The organism is Oscillospiraceae bacterium (genome assembly GCA_025757985.1).
Lineage (GTDB): Bacteria > Bacillota > Clostridia > Oscillospirales > Ruminococcaceae > Gemmiger.
In genome coordinates, this window is record CP107210.1 from 2,230,874 (window position 1) to 2,256,183 (window position 25,310).

At 61.7% G+C, this 25,310-nt stretch carries 24 protein-coding genes; 10 read left to right on the forward strand and 14 right to left on the reverse strand.

Features of this window, described 5'->3' with window-relative positions:
• Nucleotides 1–2: 2 nt before the first annotated feature.
• Entirely contained in the window at nt 3–764 is a 762-nt protein-coding gene (locus OGM67_10795) for an FAD binding domain-containing protein (protein ID UYJ34065.1), read from the reverse strand.
• A 146-nt stretch (nt 765–910) separates the two neighbouring features.
• Between OGM67_10795 and OGM67_10800 the strand changes: the two genes are divergently transcribed.
• The 5 genes from OGM67_10800 to OGM67_10820 are packed head-to-tail and all read left to right on the forward strand — an operon-like array spanning nt 911 to nt 5,174.
• Nucleotides 911–2,002: an ABC transporter substrate-binding protein gene (locus OGM67_10800; protein UYJ34066.1), complete on the forward strand. Its 1,092-nt coding sequence runs from the start codon at nt 911–913 to the stop codon at nt 2,000–2,002.
• Entirely contained in the window at nt 1,995–2,978 is a 984-nt protein-coding gene (locus tag OGM67_10805; GenBank protein UYJ34067.1) for an iron ABC transporter permease, read from the forward strand. Before OGM67_10800 ends, OGM67_10805 begins: the two co-directional genes overlap by 8 nt.
• Nucleotides 2,975–3,787: an ABC transporter ATP-binding protein gene (locus tag OGM67_10810; protein UYJ34068.1), complete on the forward strand. Its 813-nt coding sequence runs from the start codon at nt 2,975–2,977 to the stop codon at nt 3,785–3,787. The genes OGM67_10805 and OGM67_10810 overlap by 4 nt, the downstream gene beginning before the upstream one ends.
• A 9-nt stretch (nt 3,788–3,796) precedes the next feature.
• Complete coding sequence (locus OGM67_10815; protein ID UYJ34069.1) at nt 3,797–4,138, forward strand: LysR family transcriptional regulator; 342 nt, start codon at nt 3,797–3,799, stop codon at nt 4,136–4,138.
• Entirely contained in the window at nt 4,065–5,174 is a 1,110-nt protein-coding gene (locus tag OGM67_10820) for an NTP transferase domain-containing protein (GenBank protein ID UYJ34070.1), read from the forward strand. Before OGM67_10815 ends, OGM67_10820 begins: the two co-directional genes overlap by 74 nt.
• Nucleotides 5,175–5,265: 91 nt before the next feature.
• On the opposite strand, the gene OGM67_10825 is transcribed toward OGM67_10820, so the two are convergent.
• The 6 genes from OGM67_10825 to gnpA all read right to left on the reverse strand — a co-directional run bounded on the left by OGM67_10825 (nt 5,266) and on the right by gnpA (nt 12,377).
• Nucleotides 5,266–6,555, reverse strand: a complete 1,290-nt coding sequence (locus OGM67_10825; GenBank protein UYJ34071.1) for a right-handed parallel beta-helix repeat-containing protein — start codon at nt 6,553–6,555, stop codon at nt 5,266–5,268.
• Nucleotides 6,515–6,976: a hypothetical protein gene (locus OGM67_10830; GenBank protein ID UYJ34072.1), complete on the reverse strand. Its 462-nt coding sequence runs from the start codon at nt 6,974–6,976 to the stop codon at nt 6,515–6,517. The genes OGM67_10825 and OGM67_10830 overlap by 41 nt, the downstream gene beginning before the upstream one ends.
• Nucleotides 6,976–7,704 carry a carbohydrate ABC transporter permease gene (locus OGM67_10835; protein UYJ36224.1) on the reverse strand — a complete coding sequence of 243 codons (729 nt, stop codon included), beginning with the start codon at nt 7,702–7,704 and terminating at the stop codon, nt 6,976–6,978. The genes OGM67_10830 and OGM67_10835 overlap by 1 nt, the downstream gene beginning before the upstream one ends.
• A gap of 70 nt (nt 7,705–7,774) precedes the next feature.
• Complete coding sequence (locus OGM67_10840) at nt 7,775–8,656, reverse strand: sugar ABC transporter permease (GenBank protein UYJ34073.1); 882 nt, start codon at nt 8,654–8,656, stop codon at nt 7,775–7,777.
• Between the two features lie 121 nt (nt 8,657–8,777).
• Nucleotides 8,778–10,136 carry an extracellular solute-binding protein gene (locus OGM67_10845; protein UYJ34074.1) on the reverse strand — a complete coding sequence of 453 codons (1,359 nt, stop codon included), beginning with the start codon at nt 10,134–10,136 and terminating at the stop codon, nt 8,778–8,780.
• 81 nt (nt 10,137–10,217) lie between these two features.
• Nucleotides 10,218–12,377, reverse strand: a complete 2,160-nt coding sequence (gnpA, locus tag OGM67_10850) for a 1,3-beta-galactosyl-N-acetylhexosamine phosphorylase (GenBank protein UYJ34075.1) — start codon at nt 12,375–12,377, stop codon at nt 10,218–10,220.
• A gap of 417 nt (nt 12,378–12,794) precedes the next feature.
• On the opposite strand from gnpA, the gene OGM67_10855 reads away from it, so the two are divergent.
• Nucleotides 12,795–13,640, forward strand: a complete 846-nt coding sequence (locus OGM67_10855) for an AraC family transcriptional regulator (protein UYJ34076.1) — start codon at nt 12,795–12,797, stop codon at nt 13,638–13,640.
• Between the two features lie 138 nt (nt 13,641–13,778).
• Here OGM67_10855 and OGM67_10860 read toward each other — a convergent pair whose 3' ends face one another.
• Together OGM67_10860 and OGM67_10865 are read right to left on the reverse strand one after the other, a co-directional pair.
• Nucleotides 13,779–16,541 carry a beta-galactosidase gene (locus OGM67_10860; GenBank protein ID UYJ34077.1) on the reverse strand — a complete coding sequence of 921 codons (2,763 nt, stop codon included), beginning with the start codon at nt 16,539–16,541 and terminating at the stop codon, nt 13,779–13,781.
• A gap of 3 nt (nt 16,542–16,544) precedes the next feature.
• Nucleotides 16,545–17,246, reverse strand: coding sequence for a hypothetical protein (locus OGM67_10865; GenBank protein UYJ34078.1), 702 nt, complete (start codon nt 17,244–17,246; stop codon nt 16,545–16,547).
• A gap of 342 nt (nt 17,247–17,588) precedes the next feature.
• Between OGM67_10865 and OGM67_10870 the strand changes: the two genes are divergently transcribed.
• The gene (locus OGM67_10870; protein ID UYJ34079.1) at nt 17,589–18,941 is read left to right on the forward strand and encodes a glycosyl hydrolase family 28 protein; all 1,353 of its coding nucleotides are present in this window, start codon (nt 17,589–17,591) and stop codon (nt 18,939–18,941) included.
• Nucleotides 18,942–18,959: 18 nt separating this feature from the next.
• Nucleotides 18,960–19,277 carry an L-rhamnose mutarotase gene (locus OGM67_10875; GenBank protein ID UYJ34080.1) on the forward strand — a complete coding sequence of 106 codons (318 nt, stop codon included), beginning with the start codon at nt 18,960–18,962 and terminating at the stop codon, nt 19,275–19,277.
• A 77-nt stretch (nt 19,278–19,354) separates the two neighbouring features.
• On the opposite strand, the gene OGM67_10880 is transcribed toward OGM67_10875, so the two are convergent.
• The 3 genes from OGM67_10880 to OGM67_10890 are packed head-to-tail and all read right to left on the reverse strand — an operon-like array spanning nt 19,355 to nt 21,508.
• Nucleotides 19,355–20,404: a glycoside hydrolase family 88 protein gene (locus OGM67_10880; GenBank protein ID UYJ34081.1), complete on the reverse strand. Its 1,050-nt coding sequence runs from the start codon at nt 20,402–20,404 to the stop codon at nt 19,355–19,357.
• Between the two features lie 30 nt (nt 20,405–20,434).
• Nucleotides 20,435–21,247: a polysaccharide deacetylase family protein gene (locus tag OGM67_10885; GenBank protein ID UYJ34082.1), complete on the reverse strand. Its 813-nt coding sequence runs from the start codon at nt 21,245–21,247 to the stop codon at nt 20,435–20,437.
• 27 nt (nt 21,248–21,274) lie between these two features.
• Nucleotides 21,275–21,508 carry a hypothetical protein gene (locus OGM67_10890; protein ID UYJ34083.1) on the reverse strand — a complete coding sequence of 78 codons (234 nt, stop codon included), beginning with the start codon at nt 21,506–21,508 and terminating at the stop codon, nt 21,275–21,277.
• Between OGM67_10890 and OGM67_10895 the strand changes: the two genes are divergently transcribed.
• Together OGM67_10895 and OGM67_10900 are read left to right on the forward strand one after the other, a co-directional pair.
• Nucleotides 21,489–22,268 (forward strand): hypothetical protein, encoded by a 780-nt coding sequence (locus OGM67_10895; GenBank protein ID UYJ34084.1) that lies wholly within the window; start codon nt 21,489–21,491, stop codon nt 22,266–22,268. The genes OGM67_10890 and OGM67_10895 overlap by 20 nt on opposite strands.
• 95 nt (nt 22,269–22,363) lie before the next feature.
• Nucleotides 22,364–22,693 carry a hypothetical protein gene (locus tag OGM67_10900; protein UYJ34085.1) on the forward strand — a complete coding sequence of 110 codons (330 nt, stop codon included), beginning with the start codon at nt 22,364–22,366 and terminating at the stop codon, nt 22,691–22,693.
• A gap of 2 nt (nt 22,694–22,695) precedes the next feature.
• Here OGM67_10900 and OGM67_10905 read toward each other — a convergent pair whose 3' ends face one another.
• Both OGM67_10905 and OGM67_10910 read right to left on the reverse strand, forming a co-directional pair.
• Nucleotides 22,696–23,073 (reverse strand): hypothetical protein, encoded by a 378-nt coding sequence (locus tag OGM67_10905; GenBank protein UYJ34086.1) that lies wholly within the window; start codon nt 23,071–23,073, stop codon nt 22,696–22,698.
• 133 nt (nt 23,074–23,206) lie between these two features.
• Entirely contained in the window at nt 23,207–25,213 is a 2,007-nt protein-coding gene (locus OGM67_10910; GenBank protein UYJ34087.1) for a glycosyl hydrolase 115 family protein, read from the reverse strand.
• Nucleotides 25,214–25,310 lie beyond the last annotated feature (97 nt).

The window sequence follows — 25,310 nt, forward strand, 5'->3', positions numbered from 1 at the left end:
CGTCAATTTTCCAGCGCGGCCACGGCACGCCGGACCAGCACGCCGGTCAGGTGGGTGCGGTACTCGGCACTGCCGCGCAGGTTGCTGCCGGTCTTGACGGCTGCCTGCACGGCGGCGGGCATCTGCGCCGGGTCGCAGTCCGGCGTGACAAGCACGGCTTTCATCGGGCGCGCGCCGATGGCAAAGCGGTACTGCCCCTGCGCCGTGCGGGCGGCCGCACAGGTCAGGATCGGGAAATCGGTCTGGGTCGCGCGCACCGACTGGTACTGCACCTTCAGCCCCGGCGTCTTGCGCAGGCAGATGTGGGTCAGAATATCGCGGTCATAGGGCATCGCGGCAAACTGCGCCAGCGGCATCCGGCCCGCCCTGTACAGCTCGACCTCGCAGTCCAGCGCCAAAAACAGCGTCAGCACATCGGAAAAGCCGAACCGGCCATAGATGCTGCCGCCCACCGTGGCGCAGTTGCGGAACTGCACGCCGACAATGTGGCGCACAGCCTCCCGCACAGCCCCCGCGGTGTAGGCATTCAGGGCGGCGTTCGTTTCCAGATCGCGCAGCGTTGCCATAGCGCCGATGATGATCTCGGTGTCAGTCTCCTCGATCGTATCCAGCCCCAAGGCCGACAGGTCGATGGCCGTGCCGACATTGATCTTTTCCATCTTGAGCCAGAGCATACCGCCCAGCACGCGGTTGGGCTTTTTCTGGTTCAGCTGCCATGCCTCCTCCAGCGTGGCGGGGCGGGCATATTCGCGTATCGTCATCATGGGTCAATCTCCGTTTTTTCTGTTTTGGGCGAAAAAATCACACTTTTCGTGGATAGGTACTTTTATTCTACCATAAAATCTGGTATAATACCGTTGTTGTTTTAAAAATACAACGATATTTTTTATTGCATGAGGGAAGAAGATTCATGAAAATGACCAAAATGACCGCTCTGCTGCTGGCCGCCGCCATGGCGCTGACCGCCTGCGGCAGCACCGCCGCCGTAAGCAGCGAGGCCGCCGCCTCCGCCACCGCTGCCCCCGAGGTCACCGCCAGCCCCGAGGAGGCTGCCGCTGCACCCACTGCCGCCGATACCGCCGTCACCTACCCGCTGACCGTCACCGACCAGCTGGGCCGCGAGGTCACCATCGAGACCGAGCCCAAGACGCTGGCCAGCGGCTACTACATCTCCACCAGCCTGCTCATCGCCCTCGGCGTGCAGGACGAGCTGGTCGGCGTCGAGGCCAAGGCCGACAAGCGCACGATCTACAGCCTCTCCGCACCTGAGCTGCAGAGCCTGCCCAGCATCGGCACCGCCAAGGAGTTTGACCTTGAGGGCTGCGCCGCGCTGACCCCCGACCTTGTCATCGTGCCCGCCAAGCTGAAGGATTCCATCCCCCAGATGGAGGAGCTGGGCCTGACCGTGCTGGCCGTCAAGCCGGAGAATCAGGACAAGCTGTACGGTGCCATCGACCTGCTGGCACAGGCCACCAACACCGTTGCCCGCGGTGAGGCGCTGAAGTCCGCGATCGAGGACAACCTGCTCAGCCTGCGCGAGGCCATCGGCGATGCCGAGGCCCCCACCGTCTACATGGCCGGCAACAGCTCTGTGCTGCAGACCGCCGGCCCCGCCATGTACCAGAACTATATGATCGAGAACGCCGGCGGTCTCAACGCCGCCGCCAGTGTCGAGGACACCTACTGGGCCGAGGTCTCCTATGAGCAGGTGCTGGACTGGGACCCCGACTACATCATTCTGGCGTCCGATGCCGACTATGATGTCGATTCCGTCCTGAACGATGCCGCACTGGCCGACTGCACCGCCGTCAAGGAGGGCCATGTCTACCAGCTGCCCCACGCCATCGAGGCTGTGGACTCCCCCGTGCCCGGCAGCTTCCTGGGCAGCGTCTATCTGGGCAGTGTGCTGCATCCCGAGCAGGTGAGTGAGCAGTTCTACCATGACTGCGCCGATGCCTTCTACTCGGCCTACTACGGCTTCACCCCTGCCTCCTATGAATAACCGCAAGCGCACGGCGCTGTGCCTTCTGGGCGCAGCGCTCTGCGTTTTTATGGCTTTTGGTGCGGCCCTTGCGCTGGGCCGCTACCCCATAACACCGGCAGCGCTGCTGGCCGGTGATGCCATGGCGGTGCGCACCTTCACCGTGCTGCGGCTGCCCCGCGCCGTCATGGCGCTGGTCGGCGGCTTTGGGCTGGGGGCGGCCGGCTTTGTCTACCAGACCGTATTCCGCAACCCGCTGGCAAGCCCCGACATCATCGGCGTATCCTCGGGGGCCAGTGTCGGCGCGGCGTTCGCCATCCTGTTCGTATCGTCAGGGGCGCTGTCCACCACGGTCTGCGCCTTTGCGGGCGGGCTGGCGGCGGTGTTCCTCTCGCTGGGGCTGGCCGCCGCCGCGCCGGGGCGCAGCAAAATGTCGCTGGTGCTGGCGGGCATCGCCGTCCACGCGCTGGCCCAGACGCTGCTGATGCTGCTCAAGCTGACCGCCGACCCCGAGAAGGAGCTGGCCAGCATCGAGTATTGGATCATGGGCAGTCTGGCCGCCGTGACCCGCAGCCGGGTGTGGTTCCCGGTGCCGGTCGTGCTGGTCTGCTGCGCGGCGATCTTTGCGCTGCACCGGCAGGCGCTGCTGCTCTCGATCGAGGAGGGCGAGGCCCGGCTGCTCGGCGTGCGGGTGGGTGCGATGCGCCTGCTGCTGCTGACGCTTGCCACCATGACGGTCGCTGCCGTTGTCAGCGTGACGGGGCTTATCAGCTTTGTCGGGCTGCTGGCCCCCCACAGCGCCCGCCTGCTGGCGGGGCACAACCGGCGCTCGGCCTGCCTGCTGAGCGGGCTGCTGGGCAGCGCCCTGCTGCTGGCGGCCGACACGCTGGCCAAGACGGCAGCCTCCACTGAGCTGCCGGTCAGCATCTTTACCTCGCTGCTGGGCGTACCGTTTCTGCTTTATCTGATCCTGCGGCCGGGGAGGGATGCGTCATGATGCCACAAGCCACGCCCCCGCCCGTGGGGCTTTGCGTGCAGGACCTCACCGTGCAGTACGGCACAGCGGCCGTGCTGCAAGGAGTCAGCTTTTCTGTCCCGGTCTCCGGACAGCTGATCGGTCTGCTGGGGGTGAACGGCAGCGGCAAGACCACACTGCTCAAGGCCGCCGCCGGGCTGCTGCCCCACACCGGGCAGTGCCTTCTGAACGGCGTCCCGCTGGAGAGCCTGTCCACCCGCAGGCTGGCGCAGACCGTCAGCTATATCCCGCAGCAGAGCGGCATCTCGGTCTCGCTCTCGGCGCGGGAGGTCGTGCTTATGGGCTTCAACCCGCGGCTGGGGGTCCTGCAAAGCCCCACCGCCGCCATGCGCGCCGCTGCGGACGAGGCCCTGCGCACCGTAGGTCTGGCCGACAAGGCCGGGCAGGACTACCTGACGCTGAGCGGCGGCGAGAAGCAGCTCTGTATTCTGGCGCGCACGATTGCCGAGGATGCGCCGCTGCTTTTGCTGGACGAGCCGGACAGTGCGCTTGACCTTGCGAACCGCAGCCGAATGACCGCGCTGCTGGCGCAGCTGGTCCACACCGGCGGCAAGACCGCGCTGGTCTGCCTGCACGACCCCGCGCTGGCGCTGGACAGCTGTGATATACTGGTGGTATTGCAGGGCGGCGGGGTCGCGGCGGTGCTGCACCCCAGAACCGACCCGCCTGCCGTGCTGCAAGCAGCCCTTGCCGCCGTGTACGGCCCGCTGGAGCTGCTGCCCGTTACCGACTGCCGGGGCCGACGCCGTCTGGCCCTGCTGCCGCTGTGAGGTGATACCATGAAACCTGCTTTGCGCGTAATGCTCTGCGATGATGCAGGCGAACGCTTTTTTGGCGAGGGGCCCTGCCGCCTGCTCCACCTGATCGAGGAGACCGGCTCGCTGCGCAGCGCAGCGGCGCAGATGGGGCTTTCCTACTCCAAGGCGCTGCGGCTTGTGCAGCACGCCGAAAAAGAACTGGGCTTTGCCCTGACCTGCAAGACCATCGGCGGGCGGGGCGGCGGAGGCAGCACCCTGACCGCCGAGGCCCGCCAATTTTTAGAAAGGTATGAGGCCTACCGTGATGCCTGTGTACAGACCAGCCGCGAGCTCTATTCTGCGTTCTTTTCTGGCCAGCGGTAAGCGCCATCTGCTGCTGACCGGCGGGCGCGGCAGCGGCAAAACAACGCTTCTGCGCGCACTTATGCCATCCCTCTGCCCCGATGCCCCGATGCTTCTCACCGCTGCTGTCCCGGGCAGATGGGTCGAGATGCGCGATACAGCCGCCGGGGCAGCGGCGGTCATCGGCAGGTTTGATGCCGCCCTGCCCCCCGGTGAAAACCGGATGCGCCCCGTGCCGGCCGGCTTTGCCGCCGTGGGACTGCCCGCCCTGCAGCGGATGGCGGCGGCCGGCGGCTGGGCCGTGCTGGACGAGCTTGGCTATCTGGAGAGCGGCTGCGCGGATTTTCAACAAAGCGTGCTGGATCTGTTGAAGGTCTGCCGCGTTCTCGCGGTCGTCCGCAAGCAGGACACCCCGTTCCTGCGCGCGCTCTGCGCCGACCCGGACGCCTTTGTGTACGATTTGGACTGCCCTGTGCCGCCGCTGGGCTGCATCGTCATGGCCTCGGGGCTGGGGCGGCGGTTCGGCGGCAACAAGCTGATGGCCGAGCTGAACGGCCGGCCGCTGGCTGCCCATGCGCTGGCGCTGGCCGCCGCGCCGGTGTTTGCCGGGCGCATTGCCGTGACCCGCTCGGCCGAGGTCGAGGCCCTCTGCCGTGCAGGGGGCTTCCCCGTGCTGCGCCATGCCGAGCCACGCCGCAGCGATACGGTGCGCCTTGGCCTGACCGCGCTGCTGGCGCAGCAGCCCGACCTGCAGGGGTGTGTGTTTCTGCCGGGGGACCAGCCCTGCCTGACCCGCCAGACGCTGGAGGCGCTGGCGATCGGTGCCGCGCCGGACACGATCCGGCGGCCGGCCGCACCCGACGGCACACCGGGCAGCCCTGTGCTGTTCGGGCGGGATTATTTTGCTGCCCTCCTTCACCTGCCGGATGGCAGCGGCGGCAGCGCCGTGCTGCGCGCCCACCCGCAGGCGATCCGCCTGCTGCCCACCCCCGCCGCCGAGCTGCGGGACATCGACACCCGCAGCGACCTTGAGGCGCTGCGCGGGGGCAAGGGGTAAATGCCGCATTTTTGCTTTATTGCCCGCCGTTTTTCCACAAACAAGCGCCCCGGATGTTGAAACTCTCAGCATCCGGGGCGCATCTTTATTCTTACTCTTTTTCCGGCAGGGGGATCACGGTGTTGTCCCGCTCGGTATAACTGCCGCCGCCCATGTGGGGGCGGACAAAGGGGACGCCGTTGCGGACATAGAAGGTGTTCTCCACTATCCGTGCGTCCGGGTTTTCGGAGGGGCTGATCGTGCCGCCCAGATCGTCATAGCTGACATTGCGGCGGAAGGTGTTGTGAATGGCCTCCTGCAGGCAGAACATCACGCAGCCGCCCTCGTTCATGCGGCTGTAGTTGTGCTCGTACACCGTGCCGTCGCCGGAGTCCGCATCGTAGGCCATGCCGTCCTGATTGAGCCGCGTGTCAACGGCCTCATTATAACGGAACCGCGCGTCCTTGCACTTCCACGGCCAGATGGCTGCCGCCACCTTGCCCAGACGGTTGCCCGGCTCGCTGTAGATGCGGTCGTTCATCTCGCAGGCAACGGAATCCGCCGTGTTGTGCTCGACCAGCGGGCGCAGCGCATACATGACGGTGATGCCGTCACCGCCGGCCGCCTTGACATAGTTGTCGCGGATGACGATGTTCTCATGGCCGTATGCCGCAAAGGGCTTTTCGTCCAGCGCCGCGCCCTGAAACTGTGCATGCGCGTAGGTATAGCCCACGGCGATGCCCCAGCGGCTGACATGCGCGACATAGCAGCCCTCGACCAGAATATCCCCGAAGCGCGCCGCGCCGGTGGCGGCCTCGTTCTGCGGGCGCAGGGCGGTCATATAGATGCCGCCGTTGTTCATGTGCTTGTCGTACACATTGCCGTTTACATCATGCACCTGCAGGTTTTGCAGCGTGATGCCGCGGCGGATGCCCTTATCCTTGGCAACCACAGCCACGCCGGTGCGCTGCATCTTGTCGGCCTGAGAGTAACGCTCCCCGATCACAGCCTCGGCGCGGTTGGTGACCTCCAGATCGCGCACCGTGACATAGGCGGCATCATACAGCAGCACGGCGGAGGAAACATAGCCGTGATGCACATGGGTGGGCGAGTCCAGCGCACACCCATAGTCCTGATACCAGATGCCCTGTCCGTCGGCGGCAATGCAGGGGGCGCAGCCTTCACCATAAGCGCCGATGGTGATGGGGCTGCCCTCGGTGCCGCTGCACTGCAGCTGCAAAAACTGCTTTTCAAAGCGGCAGCCGCGCCTCAGCAGGACGGTGTCGCCCGGTGCCAGCGCAAGGCGGTTGACCGCAAACAGCGTGGCAAAGGCACGATCCTCATGCAGGCCGTCATTCTCGTCATTGCCGGTCAGCGGATTCACATAATATGTCTTGCACAAGGTTGTCGTACACCTCCTCCCGCATACGCTTTTCAATGATCTGGCGCGATTCCTCGTAGGAGAAGCTGTCCCCGAAATAGCGGGTGAACAGATCGCGGTTCGCGTCATACCACGCGCGGGTCTGCGCCTCGGTAAAATCAGGGCAGACGCCGAGCGCGCGAATCTTCCCGCACGGCTCGACAAAGTCCAGCTTAAAGCGGGTCAGCTCATACTGCAGGTAGGCGGGCGCAGAATAGTGGCGCACGCCGTACACCGTCGTGCCGTCTGCCTTACAGCGGGCGGCCGCAGCATTTTTGGCGGCGCGGCGCTTTTCCAGCGCGGCAGGGGTGTCGTCCTCGATCAGCCCAAGGCGCTTGGCCAGCGTCAGGCAGCCCTGCGCATAGCGCCATTCCGCCGGGGTCAAACAGTAGGTCTGCTCCATCACTTGACGGCACCCGTAATGCCGTTGGCAAAGCTCTTCTGCAGGCAGAGGAAGATGATCGCGGTGGGCAGTGTGCAGATCAGAACGCCCAGCATCAGCATACCGTAGTCCACACTGTAGCCGCTCTTGAGGTTTGCGACCAGCATCGGCATTGTGATGGATGCGTTGCTTTGGAATACGATCTTCGGCCAGAGGTAGCTGTTCCATGCGTTCATGAAGGTAACGGTCATGGCAGCGCCGTAGGTCGAGCGCATGATGGGGATGAACATCCGGAAGAAGATGCCGATCTCGCTCAGGCCCTCCAGCCGCGCGGCCTCGATGATGTCATTGGGGAAGCTGCGCGCGGCCTGACGGAACAGCATGATCATGAACGGGGTCGAGATGGACGGCAGCACAAAGGCCGCCCAGCTGTTGACAAGGCCCCAGCCGGAGATCATCTTGAACAGCGGGATCATGATGGCGACAAACGGCAGCATCATGGCCAGCAGCAGAACGCTCATGAGAATATCCTTCGCCTTATCGTGATAGATCTCAAAGCCGTAGCCTGCGATGGAGCAGACCAGCAGCGTGATGAAGGTCATCAAAATCGCATTGCGGAAGGAGTTTGTCATGGCAAGCGCCAGATTCTGGTTGGCGACCAGCGCCTTGAAGTTCTCGATCAGATAGGTGCCGGGGATCAGCTTGCCGCGGATAACATCAATGCTGGGGTTCGTAGCGCCGCACAGCATGTAGTACAGCGGGAACACCGACAGGAAGCTTGCCAAAATCAGGATGGCGTGGGTCAGAATCTTTTTGCCCTTAGTCACGCTTGTCACCTACTTTCATCTGGATCGCGGACAGCACGGCCACTACAATCAGGATAAACACCGACAGGGCCGCCGCATAGTTGAACTTGGGCGTCTCCACAAAGGAGATATTGTAGATATAATGCGTCAGCGTCATGGTCGCCTTGCCGGGGCCGCCCGCCGTCAGGTTGACCGACTCGTCAAACAGCTGCAGCGTGCCGGAGGTGGACATGATGGCGGTCAGCAGAATCGTCGGCTTGAGCAGGGGGATCGTCAGGTGGATGAACTGCTGCAGCGGGGAGGCACCGTCAATGCGGGCCGCCTCATAGATCGAGTAATCAATGTTCTGCAGGCCGGCCAGATAGAACACCATGTTGTAGCCCGTCCAGCGCCAGACCAGCGCAATGACGATGACCCAGCGCGCCGCCCATGCGTTCTGGAACCAATCCACTGTGGGAATGCCCACGGTGGACAGCATCCGGTTGACAAGGCCGTCGTTGGCAAACAGCGACTTGAAGATCATGGAGTAGGAAACCAGCGAGGTTGCACACGGCAGGAAGATCATGGTGCGGTAGATGCCCTTGCCCTTCAGATCAGGGCTGTTGAGCAGCTGCGCCAAAATCAGCGCCAGAATCAGCATGATGGGCACCTGGATCACAAAGTAAAATACCGTGTTGAACAGGCACTGCTGGAAGGTGGCGTCCTTTAAAATGCGCGCGTAGTTTGCAAAACCCGCGGGCTGTACATTGCTGCCCATACCCTTCTGGAACGAGAGGATCAGCGCCTGTACCATGGGATAGAAGCAGAATATAAATATCAGGATCGTAGCAGGCAGCAGAAACGCCCAGCCGATCAGGTTGCGTTTTTGCTCCATATCAAGTCCTTTTTTCTTCATCGTAGTGTCTCCTATTTTGCCACAAAAGCAAGGGCGCGGCTTGCAGCGGACGTATCAGATGCAAACCGTGCCCTTGGCAAATTCTCAGTTGTAACCGGACACAGTGTGTGTCATGTTTTGCTTAGCCAGCGATATTGAACTCCACGGTATCCTGAGCGTTCTGCATCTCGCTGTCAATGTCGGCGTTGTTCTGGACGATGTTGGTGACGGCATCGGTCAGGGCACTGCGCACGTCAGAGTAGTAAGCGCCGCAGTCGAATGCGGGAACCTGACCGGCGAAGTTGACGATGTCCTTGTAAACGGTCTGGCCGCCGTAGAACTCGGAGGGCTGGTTGTAGACGTCGCTCTCGGCAGCGGGCAGGTAGCTGGCGATGGCACCGGCGTTGGGCAGCAGATCGTCATACAGCTCGACGCTGGAACCGAAGGTGCTCTTCAGGAAGTCGAAGGCCAGCTCGGTGTTCTTGCAGTTGGAGGAAACGGCCCAGCTTGCGCCGCCGCAGTTTGCGTAGTTGGTGGCACCGTCGATGCCGTCCAGCTTGGGCATATTCACGATAGCCCACTTGCCGGACTGATCCGCGGCAGCCTGCACGCTGGACATGATCCAGCAGCCGTTGATGACGCCGGCAGCCTTGCCGTCATTCATGGAAGCAATGTACTGGTCCCAGTCGGTGTACTCGGCCAGAATGCCCTTGTCGACCATGTCCTTGTAGACGGTCAGGGACTCTTTCAGCGCGGCATTGTCGGCGATCTTGACCTCGCCGTCCACCACGGGGGAGGCACCGGCAGACTGCATCATCTCGATGATCAGTTCGGAACCGCCGGAGGAGGTCAGCATCGGCACGCCGTTGGCGTCCACAACCTTCTGCGCCTTCTCCTCGAACTCGCTCCAGGTCAGATCCTTGAAGTCGTCGACGGTCAGACCGGCATTCTCGATCATATCGGAACGAACCGCCATGACGGAAGCGCCGTTGTCGAAGGGCAGACCGTAGTGGTGGCCATCGACGGTAGAATCAGCCAGCTTGCCGCCGGAGAACTTGTCCCAATCCAAGCCGGAGTCGGTCAGGTCGGTGTAGATACCGGGGAAGTTGGCGACCATCTTGTGGAAGGAGTAGTCCTGCATCAGGAAGATGTCGGGCAGGGTGCTGTAGTCCTCGCTGGTGGCAGCGGTGATCAGCTTGGTCTCGATGTCGTTGTAGACGTTCTCCTCAATGTTCAGCTTGAAGTTGGGGTGATCCTTCTGGTAGATGGCCTCAGCCTGCTTCAGCGCATAGATGTTGAAGTTCGGGTCCCATGCCCATACGGTCAGGGTCTCATCGCCGTCAGCGGTGGTGTCGGCGGCAGTGGATTCTGCGGTGGACTCGGCGGGCTTGCTCTCAGCGGCAGAGGTGGCTTCGCTGCTAGCGGCACCGCCGCCGCAGCCGACCAGCAGGGATGCTGCCATAGCTGCCGCCATAAGGGCTGCTGCATTCTTCTTTTTCATGGGGGTTTCCTCCTTAAAAATGTTTCTCCATTCTTTGGCTGTATAACGTATGTCCCACGGCGGGGCATAAATTATCGGGTGTTATTCGGCATCGTCTACCCAGCGCATCTCGCGCGGGGCCAGCGTCAGGCTGTCAATCAGATGCCCCTTGATGTACAGGTCTGTCTTTTCCTCGGCATCTGCATTGTTGATGACCGCGATGCGCTTCGTTTCGGGGAAGACCGTGACCTCCGTGTCCACATTGGTCACATAATAGTGCTTCATCTCCTCCGGCATACCGGCGGCGTAGTAGATGGCGCGCAGCAAAATGCGGCAGTTCTGCGGGGAGTAGGGCAGCCCGGCAAAGTAGACGCTGTGGCCCTTGCCGTACTCGTTCACAACAAGCTGGCTGTACTCGCCGTCCTGCGCCAGTATCTGGTAGTGCTTGCCCTGCGCGTAGATGCGGCTCGTGCCCTCGCCGAAATCAACGGCGGTGTCAATATCCTCCAAGATAAAGTGGTGCGGGTCGCAGGTGTTGTATTTGTCGGTGCTTAACGAGAAGCCCATCTCGCGGTCCACACCCATCACATCGGACAGCTGGAAGTACCGCCCCTGATGCTGGCAGGCGGTGGGCTCACCCACGCCGATGAAGCCGCCGCCTTCGTCCACAAATTTGCGGATGGCGGTCACGACCTTTTCGTCGATCCAGTTTTCGGCACCGCTGAAGGCTGTGTACGCATCGCCGACGTTGATGATGACGCCGATGTCCTCAGGGATGCCGTTGCGGATGTCATTGAAGTCGATGAACTCAACATCGAACGGCATACCGCTCAGACATTCGAGAACCCCCTCGGCGGAGTAGGTCTCGCGGTGGTAGATAGAGTGGTGGACCTGATTGCTCATCCACTTGCGCAGGCCGCCCCAGCAGTTGAGGATGGCCACCTTGAACGGCGCAACATAGGACTTTGTGCCCTGCATATTTTCGTGGATCTGGCGGAACTCGCTGACCACATTCTGGATCTCGTCAATAAAGCCGGGCCAGTTGCTGGCAAGCTTGAGGTAGCCGCCGTAGCCGATGCGGTCCAGCGGGCTGCGCAGGATGGCGCGGCGGGCCTTCATCCAGTTGGTGCGGGCCTCACCGATCGGGTCGCCGCCCTCGGTGAACACATCGGGGAAGAAGTAGGGCAGCAGACGGCCCTCGGTGTACCTGACGCCCTTGATGTCGGAGATCATCCGCAGCGTAACGCCGCTGCCGACCGAGCCGACCACAGCGTCCAGCCCGATGGAGGCGAAATACTTGCCGTAGGGCTCGGTGCCGATCCAGTGATCGCCAAGGAACATCATCGCTTCCTTGCCGTAGGAGTGGACGATGTCGACCATCTCCTTGGCCAGCTTGCAGACTTCCTGCTGCTGGAACTCGATAAAGTCGCGGAATTCCTTGCTCGGCACGCGGAACATCGTGTTGTGGTAGCCCTGATCCACAATGAACTCAGGGCGGAACTTGTAGCCGGCCCACTTCTCGAACTTTTCCAGAATGTAGGGGCTGACGCTGGCGCTGTAGCCGAACCACTCGACGAATTTCTCGCGTTTCTGGTCGTCAAAGGTCAGCGTGAACTGGTGGAAGAAGGTCGTGAACCGCACCACATCAATATGGGGGTTGGCCTCGCACCAGCGGCGCAGCTTTTCTTTTACATACGCCTGCGTCTTGGGCTGGCGCACATCGTAGGTCAGCTGGTGCGGCGTGTCCTTCCAGTCGTTGGTCAGGAAGTTGTACATGTGTACGGGGTCCCAGATCAAAAACGCCAGAAAGCTGACTGTATACTCGTGGTAGGGGACGGTTTCGATCTCAACCTCACCGGTCGGCTCGTCAAAGAACCACTTGTCGGTGGGTACGACCTCACCGGTCGTGCGGTCGATGACCTCCCACCAGCGCTTGGGGTCGTCCAGCGTGTTGACCTTGAGCTGCTGGGTGTGGAAGCCGTCCATCAAATGGATGCGCAGCTTTGTGCCGCGCGCCGTGTGGCGGTCGCTGATGAGATACTCCTGCTGGACCTCATCGGGGTTTGCCTCGGCCCAGGCGTTATCCTTGCGGGTCGTATAATAGGTAGCGTACTTTTTGGCGGGGTCCGTCAGCAATTCCTGCGGCATTTCGGTGCCGTCGCAGTCGCGCAGCGCATCCGCGCCCAACAGATTTTTCAGCCGCAGGGTCTCCTCCACCACATCTGCGTCTGTGGGAAGTGTCAATCTTCCAAGCTGCTCCATATTCCCGTCCCTTTCCGGTCCGCCGTAGGCAGACCATGTTTCATTGACAACATCATACCGGTTTCTTGCGGACTTGAACAGACCATTTCTTGTTGCGCATTTGCACTATCTTGCTATGCTTGTCTGTTTTGCAGGCAACATTCTGCCACGACAAAAATATTGTACAAAAGCCGACCCATTTTCTTGTGCAATCTGCTGTTTTCACCGTCTGTTTAGTGTGCTAAAGCGCAAAATTGAGCAACAACGCTGTTTTTTTAACAAAACAGCGTTGCAATATTGCGCCATCTGCGCTATAATAGCAGAAAAATCATCCTCCTGCCGTCGCTTTTGTTTGTCGCATCTTGTTTTGTTTTTGTTTTATCTTGCGCGCAGGGTTTTCACCATTTTGTCATCGTTTCAGAAAAGGCGGTATTTTCCATGAACACACGGTATGAGCTGAACATGGATGTTCCCCCGCGGGAGGCCATCCGGCTGATGTATGTCAGCAAAAGCCGCTTCGGCGGCGACTGGAACTCGGTGCCGCACACCCACTCCTGCACCGAGGTTTTCTACTGCGTGGACGGGCGCGGCCAGTTCAATGTCGAGGGCAAAATGCTCGATGTCGCCCCCGATGACATGGTCATCGTAAACCCCCGCACGCTGCACACCGAGTTAAGCTATCAGGCCTGTCCGCTCGAGTATATCGTGCTCGGCATCGAGGGGGTTGAGATCCTTTTCAACCAGCGGGATCAGGGCTACACGATGGTCAAGTGCGGTGCCATGCGCGAGGATATGCTCGGCCTGACCAAGATGCTGCTGCGTGAGATCGACGCGCGCGAGGACGGCTGCGAGATGGTCTGCCAGGACCTGACCGAGGTGCTGCTTGTCAAGCTCGTGCGCACGGCCTCGCTCTCGCTGCGGGTCAGCACCCCGCCGGCCGAAAGCAAGGAGTGCGCCGCCGCCAAGCGCTACATTGACGAAAACTACAGCCGCACCATCACGCTCGACTCGCTGGCCGAGATCGCGCATGTCAACAAATATTACCTCTCCCACTCCTTCAAGCGGGAGTACGGCGCCTCCCCCATCGACTACCTGATGAAGCGCCGCATCACCGAGGCAAAAGCCCTGCTGACCAGCACCGATTTCAGTCTGACCCAGATCGCCGAGCAGATCGGCTTCCGCTCGCTGGCCTACTTTTCCAAGTGTTTCCGCAAGGTCGAGGACATCAGCCCCAACGAATACCGCAAAACCGCCGCCCGCAAAGCCCCTCCGGGCAATTTGTAAAGGCGCGCAATGCTCGCCAAGTTGGCGGGCGGCCAATGGCCGCCCCTACACATTCAGCAGGTCAAAAATGTGATTTTTTGACCTGCTCAAAAAAGGCTCGTTGAAGCAGCGCTTCAACGAGCCTTTTTATTTCATCTTTTACAGCACGATGCGGAAGCTCACGCTGCGGTCGCACTCGCCGCTCAGGCGGTAGGGCTCCTCCACATCAGTGCACCAGCTGTCAATGCCGCCTACACCGCGCGCGGCGCCCAGCACCGTAATGCTGGTGCGGCCGGTTTCGGGCAGCTCGCAGAGGTGCTGCGCGGCTTCGATCTGCTGCGCCGTGTTGGGCAGCGCGCTGAAGGCAAACGCCTCGCCGGTCTGCTCGATCGTCAGGGTCTTGCCGTTGGCCAGCTGCAGGCACACCTGCTGGGTGTACATGTGCAGGCCGCAATCCTGCGGCACCAGCGCCGGCTCAATGTGCGGGGTCTCCGCATGGCAGCCGAACACACCGCCCTTATAGCGGTCGGGGTAGGTCTCGCCCGAAAGGCCCGTCCAGCAGGTGCGGACCACGGGGGCGGTCGTCTCAAACTTGACGCCGAAGCAGGGCAGATCGGGCGCGCCGGGCACTGCATGGTAGACGGCCTCGACCTGCAAAGCCCCCTGTGCCTCGACCGTGTAGGTCATCTCGACAAGGGCGCCGGGCACGCCGGGCACGCCGAAGCGGTACTGCACCCGCACGCGCTGCTCGGATTTTTCCTGCACGGTAAAGCCCATTCTCTGCACAAAGACATCGGCACCCATCCAGACAGAGGCCCGCTGCGGAAAGCTGCAGCCGCGGTCATTGTCGGTGGAGGCACGCCAGAACGCCGGGCGCGGGGCGCGCCACAGCCATTCGGTCCCGTCCCTGCGCAGCGAGATCGGGCCCTGCTCCGCAATGGAGAACAGCACCTCAAACCCGTTGCCCTTGACGCCGATGTTGCCGTCACCCTCGACCACCGTCAGGGGGTGTGCGGGGCGCTTTTGCCATGCAGCGGCCAGCGCGGCGGCGCTGCGCTCTGCAGCCAGCCTGTTGCGCGCATCGTGCGCGGCGCGGCGCGCGGGGGTGTCATACCAGTAGCGGACCTCCTGCATGGCAGGCTTTTCGGTGCCGTCCGCATAGACGATGCCGTTGCCGCTGAAGTTGTAATCGGTCGTGCGCTCGTTAAAATCTCCGCCGTAGCCCAGCACGCGGCGGCCCATTGCATCGGTATGCCAGAGCGCCTGATCCATGTAGTCCCAGATGAAACCGCCCTGATACTTTTCGTACCGGTCGATCAGCGCAATGTAGCTTTCCATCCCGCCGAGCGAGTTGCCCATGTCGTGCATATACTCACAGAGGATAAACGGCTTCTGAGGGTCGGCGTCCAGATACTCCCTGATGGAGGCGGGGCTGGCGTACATCCGGCTTTCCATATCGCTGATGTCGTCAAACGCGCGGCACTGGAACACGCCCTCGTAATGCACAAGGCGGCCGGGATCGTTTTCCCGGAAAAACGCCGCCATCGCGCGGATATCCTCGCCGGCATAGCTCTCGTTGCCGCAGGACCAGATCAGCACTGCCGCGTGGTTTTTGTCGCGTTCAAACATGCTGCGCGCGCGATCGACCACGCAGTCCCGCCATTCAGGCAGGCTGCCGGGGACATTCCAGCTCGGCTCCACCACGCCCAGCTTCTGCCAGCTGCCGTGGCTTTCAAGGTTGGTCTCGTCCATCATATAGATGCCGTTTTTATCGCAGAGGTCATACCACCGGCTCTGGTTGGGGTAGTGGCAGGTACGCACAGCGTTGATGTTGTTGCGCTTAAAGACGGCCATCGCAGCGTGCATATCACTCTCGTCAATGGCGCGGCCCTTCTCGGCATTCCACTCATGGCGGTTGACACCGTTGAAGATGATGCGGCTGCCGTTTAAGCACATGATGCCGTCCTTCATCTCAAAGCGGCGGAAGCCGATGTCGTAGGGCACGACCTCCTGCACGGCGCCGTCGGCGTCATACAGGGTCAGCACGGCATGGTACAGCACCGGCGTCTCATGGCTCCACGGGTGGATGGCGCTCAGCTCGATGGTGCTGCCGTCAATGTCCTCATCAAAGAGGGCGAACTCCTCGCCATCGGTCAGGCGCAGGTGTACCCGCGCGCCGTCCGTCTCGCCGTCCAGCTTGACGATGGGGGTCAGAAGGCCGGTGGTGTTGCCCTCGGCCAGCTCCGCCTTGAGCCAGATATCACGGATATGCACCTTGGGCTTGGCGTAGAGATAGACCGAGCGGAACAGGCCCGAGAAGCGGAAAAAGTCCTGATCCTCCAGCCACGAGGCACTGCTGTGCTTGTACACCTCAACGCACAGGCGGTTGCCGGTCTGCCTGATATACGGCGTCAGGTCAAATTCCGAGGGGGTAAAGCTGTCCTCGGCATAGCCGACGAAATGGCCGTTGCACCAGACATACAGTGCCTGCTCGGCACCCTGAAAGCTGACGCAGACGCGCTGCCCGCGCAGCCCCTCATCGAGATCGAACTCCCGCAGATAGCTGCCGACGGGGGTGTCGTCCCAGTCGATCTGCGGCGGGCGCAGATAACTGCGGCCGTCCCACGGGTAGATGGTGTTGGTGTACTGGATCTGGCCGTAGCCCTGCAGCTCGATATGCCCAGGCACGCAGATCGTGCCGAAGGCCGAGAGATCCGCGTCCTCGCGGTAGAAATCCGCCGGGCGGGCGGCGGGGCAGGCACTGTAGGCAAAGCGCCATCTGCCGTCCAGACTTTGGCGCAGCGAGCTGCCGCCCAACCGGATCTCCGCCTCGCTGCGGTAGCAAACATGGTCCGAGTGTGCATCCAGCCGGTTCACAGCAAAGACGGTCGGGTCAGTCAGCCATTTCAGGTCGGGAGTCATGGTTCAGTCCTCCGTTCCCGCAATGCGGGGCAAAAATACAAAGTTGTGGCCGCTGTCCGGGTGGGCCTTCTGCTCCGGCGTAAAGCGTGCAAAGTGGCTTTCGGGGTCGGCGGCGATCCATGCGTCCAGCTCGGGGCTGTGCGCGCCCGGCCGGTGCTTGATGTTCACATTGGTGCGCGGCTCCTCAAGGTAGGAGAAAAGCACCCCCTCCTGCACACAGATGAGATGCCAGCGGTCCCCCTCGACCAGCCCCTCGGTAACAATACGCAGGTGATGCTCCATATAGCTGCACCAGCTGTCGGGCGGCAGCAGCGCAATGCGCCCGCGGCGGCGCTGCGGGCAGCGGCCCCGCTGCCAGTCGGCGGCGGTGGTGGGTACATCGTGGTAAAAATACGGCTGCATGGCGGCCCATGGGCGGGGTGCCGCCTCACCCAGAGCGGGCGGCCACGGCAGCAGCGCCGCGTCCAGCGCGGGGCAAAGCCCCTGCGGTGTGAACGGGCGGTTCAGCCCCTCGGCATAAAAAAACAGGTGGTTTTCATACCGGAAAAGGCTTGCGGTCAGGATCCGCCCCTCCGCCTGTGCTTTTTGCAGCGCAGCGGAAAAGTCGGCAAAAACGGCCTCACCGGCTTCCCCGCCCAAAACGGCATGAAAGGAGCCGCGGCAGACGGCGGCATCGGCCAGCGATGCAGGCAGTGTGCAGGGCATAACATTCCTCTCCTTTATCTTGTGATTATTCTTTATTGTACAATGCCCGGGCAGCAAAAGATATGCGGCATAGTGCAGTATTCTTTGTGATAATTGCACTTTACATACCCCTGCTTCTGTGCTATGCTGAAGGAAGAATATAGGGCAATACCGCATAATTCTAAGTGCCGATACGGCGAGCGAGGTGCGGCAGCTGCTAAGCCAAAAGCGCAGATAATACTGGATGTCTTATCGAGCATTTTGGCAACGCAGATGCCGTGCCGCAGCCGCCGGAGCGGTGCTTAAGCCGTCAGGCGGGAATTGTGCGGTGTTGCCATAGACAAAAAATAAGGAGCAGGAGCGATGGACTACAGTATCTTACGCTACGGCGCTGTGCCAGACGGTGTGACCAACTGCGCGGCAGCCATCCAACAGGCGGTCGATGCAGCCGCAGCGGCGGGCGGCGGGCGCGTTATCGTGCCGGCCGGGCGCTTTTTGAGCGGCTCCGTGCTGCTGAAGGACAATGTGGAGCTGCATCTGGAGAGCGGCGCGGTGCTTATCAGCAGCCTGAACCCCGCCGATATTACCCCGTTCCCTCAGGGCGGGGACGGCACCGACCCTGACGACACCGCCGACGGCTGGGAGGGCGGCTTCTTTTTGGGGGCCAGCCACGCCAAAAATGTGACCATCAGCGGCATGGGCACGATCTACGGTCAGGGCGACAAGGTGTTTTTGGACAAGGATGTGGACAACGGCTTCCACGAATGCCCGAAATTCTGCGAGGCATTCCGCCCGCGCATGATGCTGTTTGAAGCAGTCGAAAACTTTACCGTGCGCGATGTGACCCTGCAGGACGCGGCGTTCTGGACGCTGCACATGGCAGGCTGCCGGCATGTGCGTATCCAGAACATCATGATTTTAAACGATGACCGCGGCGCCAACAATGACGGTATCGACCCCGATTGCTGTCAGGATGTCGTCATCTCCAACTGCATCGTGCGCACCGGCGATGACGCCATCGTGGTCAAATCCACCGGGCCGATGTCCCGCCGCTACGGTGCAAGCGAGAATGTGGCCATCACGGGCTGCATCTTACATTCCCGCGATTCTGCGCTGAAAATCGGAACCGAGACCCACGGTGTGATCCGCAATGTGACGCTGAGCGACTGCGTCATTGACGACTGCTCCCGCGCGGTGGGCGTCTGGGTGCGGGACGGCGGCACGGTGGAGGACATCCATGTCCACCATCTGACCGGCTGCACCCGCCGCTACGCCGACTCCTACCAGCTGCCCGGTGCGCCGGGCTGGTGGGGCAAGGGCGAGCCGGTGTTTGTCAGCGCCACGCCGCGCAAGGACAAGACCGGCCCGGCAGGCGTGATCCGCCGCGTCAGCTTTGACCATTTGTACCTGACAAGTGAAAGCTGCGCCTTTGCGGCCGGCGAGCCGGACAGCGAAATTCAGGACCTGCGCATCAGCGAGATGCACCTGACGCTGCAGCACCGCGGCACCCAGCCCGGCGGCCTGTTTGACGAGCAACCCTCGGCCCGGCACATCTACCCGCACGCCATCCCGGCGCTGTACGCCCGCTGCGTGGACGGCCTGACCGTCAGGGACAGCACGGTGCGCTTTGTCGGTGAGAACGAGGCATGGGACGGCAGCGTAGCCGAGCTGGAGCACTGCCGCCGCGCAAAGCTGGATTTGGAAAAGCTTATATAACAAAAGGAGCGTATACAAATGGAGCATATGGCATGGAAGGGCCGCATCAAGCCCGGCTGCAAGGCAGAATATCAGCGCCGCCACGCGGAAATCTGGCCCGAGATGGTCAAGGTGCTGAAGGATGCAGGCATCTGCAATTACAGCATTTTCTACTGCAACGATGAGCTGTTCGGCTATTACGAGTGCGAAAAGGGTGTTGCCTACGCCGAAAAGGTACAGGCCGAAAGCCCGGTCGTTGACCGCTGGAACGACTACATGAAGGACATTCTGGAGCTGGAAATGGACCCCGTCACCGGTGCCCAGCCCAAGCTGGAGCAGGTGTTCCGGCTAGATTGAGAAAGGGCAAAACATCGATATGCAGGCAAAAGCCCCCGCTGCTTATGGCAGTGGGGGCTTTTGCCCTGTCAGACAATTTACAACGCGCCGTCCGAGCGGACATTGTCGTAGTTCAGCACACCGGCGAAGAATGCCAGCGCCAGACCCTGACCCCAGCCCTGAATCCAGTCGCGGCTGATGCCGCGGTAGCCATCGGCGTCCTTCATGACCGCCGTGCCGCCCGAGACATTCAGCACACGGCCGTCCGGGCTGACATTGGCCAGCATACCGGGGATGGCCTTGTTGATGTACTTGATGTGCAGGGGGTTGCCCTTGGTGATCATGGCGGCGGCGATGCCGGCGCTCGCGCTGACCTCCTCATAGGAGGTGGCATCGTCCACGATCGTGCGCCACAGGCCGTTCTCGGTCTGACAGAGCTTGAGCGCGGCCAGCTGGTCGTTCAGGCTGCCGACCACATCCAAGAACTTGGGGTAGAGGTAGCACTGCGGCAGCCGCACGCCGACCTGCGCCATCGTGTAGGCCGCCCATGCGTTGGCGCGCCCCCACTTGATGCCCGACATATGGTCGCCGGTGATGTTGTTGTAGCCGTGGTAGTACAGCCCGCTCTCAGGGTCCTGCAGGTACTTGATGTGCCAGTAATACTGGTTCAGCGCATCATCGATCAGGGCCTCGTCCTTCAAAAGCACGCCCATCCGCAGCAGGAAGAAGCCCGCCATAAAGAGTGTGTCTGCCCACGCCTGCTCGGGGAAGTCGTTGTTGACCGAGACGGTGTGCTGCAGAACATGATTGCCGAAGCGCAGTGCCTCCTTTTCCAGATACTCGACCTTGCTTTTGGCGATGTCCAGATACTTTTCATCACCGGTATGCTCATACAGGGTGATCAGGCAGTGCCCCATTGAGCAGGTGTTGACCGTCCAGCTCGGCAGGCCCAGCTCAATATACTCGTCCACGCGGTCCTTGACCAGCTGCAGGTAGCGTTCGTTTTTGGTGACCTCATACGCCTCGCAGATGCCGTAGTAGGCAACACCGCAGGGCCAGTCCCATGTCATATCCATCCGCATCGTGCGGTCCACGATCTTGTCGATGGTAGCCTCAATTTGGGCCTTGTCAAAAATCAGGTTTGCCATTGCTCTCTCCTTTTTAAATTGCGAATCCGCTTATACCAGCGCCACTGTCTTTCCGGCGGGGATCTCATAGTGGCGGCCGTCCACCTCGACCCAGATGGACTGGGCGTTGGGGTTGCAGACCTTATCGCCCGCGGCGGTGTACTGCAGGCGGGCGGCATCGGCCATGTAGTCCACGATCTCGATATTGGTGGCGTACCAGGTGTCCTCGCGCCCGCCGACCAGCTGGCAGAACTGCTCCATCAATGCCCAGTCCTCCTCGGTGCGGAACTCAAAGCTGTGGCCCCAGACATACATCATGTAGAGATACTGCGTCTTGTACAGCTCTACAAAGCGCTTGCCGTCCTCCAGCAGGTTGTGGGTGTGGTGGCAGGTGGCTTTCCATGTCATAAAATCGTGGGGCATCGCAAAGTCGTGGGTGTCGCCCACAACGCGGGCGTAGCGGATGCCCAGCGCGGGCAGCAGGGCGGCGATCTCCGGTGTCCAGCTGCCGTTGGGGTAGGCAAGGCCGCGCACAGGGTAGCCCATGACGCCCTCAAGCTGCATACGGTCGGCCAGCACCTGCCGTGCGGTCTGATCCAGCGGGCTGCGGGAGATGGTGGGGTGGTGGTAGGTGTGACAGGCGACCTCATGGCCCTTGTACAGCTCGACCCACTCGCTCTCCGGGATGCGCTCGGGGCGGGGCAGGCCGCCGTTCAGGTTAAAGGTGCCCCGGATGCCGTAGCGGTTGAACAGCTCGACAAGGCGGCGGTCCTCCAAACGGCCATCATCATAGCTCATCGTCAGCACCTTATGCTTGCCGCCGGGGAAGCAGGTGTAAATGACCTTCGGTTCGGTGTAGTTCATAAACAAAACCTTCTTTTTTGTCAAAATTTATTTGAAATTCGCCCGCAGCACATCCAGTGCCGGGGTGGTATCCTGCAAAAGCTGCTGCACAAAAGCCTGTGCCGTGCGGCAGGCGCCGGCGTTTTGCTGGTGGGCGTTGTCCTGCTTTGCGCCCACCCACATATAGCGGGCCTTGCAGCGCTCAGCGCCAAAGGCGGTGTTGGCGGCGGCGGTAGCGGCAGCCACGGCGATTGCACTGTTTTTGTCGTGGATATGCAGCATTTTTTACATTCGCCGCCGCTGCACAGAGCTTGCGCTGCCTGTTTTGCCCTGCGGCTTTGATGCCGGAGCCCTGCGCCAGATTGTGCGCATCGGTCTGCCGCTGGGGCTGAACTCAGCGCTGTACTCCATCGGGCATGTCTTTTTGCAGGTGCTGTACAACCTGCAGGGGTCGGTTTTTGTGGCGGGCTGCTCGGTGGCGGGCAAGGAAGGGCGCACCTGCTGGCTGCTGGTCAACGAGGGCAACACCCCCATCAAGACCCGACTGACCCTGCCGGTGGATGCTCCGCTTTGCCGGTACGATCTGTGGAACGGCCAGCCCTGCGCCTGCCCGGCCGAGCGTACCGCCAAGGGGGCCTGCCTGCCGCTGGAGCTGCCCGCGCGCGGCAGCCTGCTGCTGTTCACCTGCACTGCGCGGGAAAGCGAGGCCCTTCCCCTGCCGCCCACCTATCTGTCGCTGGCCGCACCAGACTTTACCCTTGCGGACGAGGACGCGGCCCATCTCACCAAGACCTACCGCGCCACACTGCAGATCACAGCAACGGAGCTGCAGACCGCCACGCCGCTGCTGACCCTGCCCGGGCAGGAGATGGCCGAGCTGACTGTCAACGACCAGCCGGCGGGCGTCTCCTTCTGGCCGCCGCACAAATTCCCGCTGGCGGGGCTTTTGACCCCCGGCGAAAACACCCTGACGCTGACCCTGACCGGCAGCCCGGCCAACCGCTACGGCAAGCACCCGGTACCCTACGGGCTGGATACATAAGCACAGGCCTCGTGCATCAAAAAACGGCGAGGCGTTCACCAAGCGCAGCCTTGGATTTTTCTCCTTCCCTATTGGGACTTTGTTTTGTCGGCCCCTTGTGTTGTCTTTATGATACCACATCTTTTGCAAAAACAAAATGTACGCATCTGCTGACCATCGAGTTTGGCCGCCCGGTCACGGTGGACGAGCTGCGGCTGACGCTGCGCGCGGACTTCCCGCACGACAGCTACTGGACGCAGGCGACTGTGGCGTTTGATGACGGCAGCCGCGAGGTTTTGCAGCTGACCAAAACCGCCGCGCCGCAGGTGTTTGCCCTTGCCCCGCGCACCGTGCAGAGCCTGAAGCTGTTTGAACTGAAAAAGGCCGATGATGCGTCGCCGTTCCCGGCGCTGACGCAGATCGAAGTCTGGGGAACGGAGGAATAATTCTATGCCGGTACTTTGGGGCGGCAGCAGTACAAAGCTGCCGGGGTGCTGTCCAGTGCATCGGTCAGCTTTGCGCGGCGGTCATCGCCGGGCTCTGGGTCTGCCGCTGTCAGCTGGGCAAGTTGGCTTTGGATCGTGATATCCACCGCAATGCTGCGGGTCAGCACATCCATCTGCTGCAGGTCATCATCAACGCGCTGGACAAAGAAGTCCAGCTCCTGCAGCGATTTCTCGTAGAGCTTTTCCTCAAAGACGGACAGCCCGATATGCAGCGCCGCGACCATCAGGGCGCAGCTGAACAGCGTCATCACCGAAAAGATGCTGACAAATTTCTGCGAAATGGGCAGGTCAAGAAACCGTTTTTTGAAGCGGGTGAGCATGAGGAGAGAACCCTTTGTACCTAACGGCAGAGTTGTAGGGGCCGCACATGTGCGGCCCGCAAGTGAAAGGCAAACGAGCGTTTGCGGGAAAGCTGCGGGCCGGGCATGCCCGGCCCCTACATGGGCAGCTGCATCAGAAGCCCCACCGCTGCTCCATCAGCAGCCAGAGGTCGTCATCGCCGGGGTGAGGCTCGGTGTTCAGGATCAGCATGATGCGGCGCTCGTCCTCGGGGTCGCCGAACTCGCGCATCCACTCGTAGTAGTGCGGTCCCTCGCCGAGGGTGCGGGCAAAGCCCATGAGATACCCGCAGACCTGTGCGCTCTGGCGCACATCGGTCTGACATTCGTTGGCATAATAGCCGACCCATTTGCCATGCTCGCGTTCCTGCATGGCGCGGTAGGCCTGCACATACAGCCGCTTGGCGCAGCCTGCGTAGTAGAAGCAGTGCTGCCAGTCGGCGGCAAGGCCGGCGGTCAGCGCCCGGCAGACAAACGCAGCCCCCTGCGCCCACAGGTCGTAGAGCCGCGCCTGCAGCATCACGCTGTCCATAAACAGCACGCGCGGGCGGCCGGTCAACTCGGCCAGCACCTTTTCACATTCGCGCCGGTAGGCTGCATAGCTTTGGACTGCCTTGTCAAAGACGGCGGTGCAGTGCTGCAGCTGCCCGGCAAAGGTCGGCTGCTCACACAGCCAGCGCAGGTTCTCGGCGGGGGCGGTGCGGTCTTGGATAAACTGCGAAATCAGCATACGCGGCACATGGTTGTAGAACTGGTCACCGGCATGATCGTCCTCATGCGGGCCGTAGGGCACGGCAAACTGTGCATAATCCGCAAGGCACTGTGCGATCTCGCACCGGTACAAAAGGCCGTAGTAGGCGGCGGTGTAGGCAATGCACTGCTGCCCGGCGTCCACCGTGCCGTCCCGCCAGCAGCGGGCGATCAGATCCAGCAGCATCGCATGGGGCTTGACATTCGAGCAGTTCACCAGCCAGTAATCATCGGCACCGTGGGCCAGCACATCGGCCAGCTCCTTCGCCACAAAGGCTGCCGAGTTGGGCAGCGCCGTGATGTGGCTGGCAGCCTGCAGGTCATAGAAGGATGCGTGATAGTAGATACCGTGGGCGCTTGTATCGCCCAGCGCCGGCAGAGCCGGTACACGGGGGTTGTTGTTTTCCTGACGGCGGCTGACCATTTTGCCGAAGCCGTTGTCCGCCCAGATCTTGATGACATCGGCGGGCAGCTGCAAAAAGCCATCCTTGTACAGCTCCATCGTCTCGCCGTAGAGGTTTGTGCAGCAGACGGCCTCGGGGTCGTTGGCCCTGACCAGATCGTACTGCTCTTTTATTAAGGAAGAAATCAGCGCGCCGCGCTTTTCCGGCGTGTCGTACTGGGGGTCATCGTCCCAGAAGGGGCGGTCGCCCTGCCCGCGGAAGCCGATGTTCCAGACAACGCGCATATCCTTCTGCGCATCAATGCCCGCCTGCCAGAGCGCGCGGAATTTCTCCGGGTACTTGCTGTACATCGGCTCCAGATCGGGGTAGGCCTGCGCGAACATCTCGGCACCCAAAGGCTCGGCGTGGTGGTGGGTGATGATAAGACCCATATCGGCGGCGGTCCGGCGGTAAAGCAGGCCGTTTTTGCCGGTGCCGGGTATGACCATGTTGCCGCCGAGGCGCAGCAGTGCCTCAAACGCCATGATGAACGGCAGATCGCTGCGCCGCTCGACCTTCCAGTGGGAGAGCAGCGTCTCATCATTGACAAACCAGCCGCGGTAGCGCACCCGGTACGGCTTGGACTCCACGACCGTGCCGGCCGCTATCGCCGCATCTTCCCGGACTTCGGGGGTCTGGTCATTCCAGAACCAGAACGGCTGGACGCCGAGATACCGGCGGCTGATCTCAAACAGGCCGTAGACAAAGCCCAGATCATCGGCAGCCGAGAGCAGCAGTGTGTCCGCCCCGGCCGTCAGAACATACTGCTCTGCGGCCAGCGTATCGTTTACATTCAGCAGGACACGCCCGCCGGGGGCCTCGGTCGCGCTGAAAACGCGGTCAAAATCGCGGCGCAGCGCTTTCAGCGCATACTGCACCGGCTTGGCCGCAGGTGCGGCGGGGAGAACGGTATTTTTGTTCAAAAGCATGGCAATCACCCTATATACAAATGTAGGGGCGTTTTCCTATCCGCCCGTGCAGCTCTGCCAACGGCACGGCCCCACGGGCGCATACAGGATGCGCCCC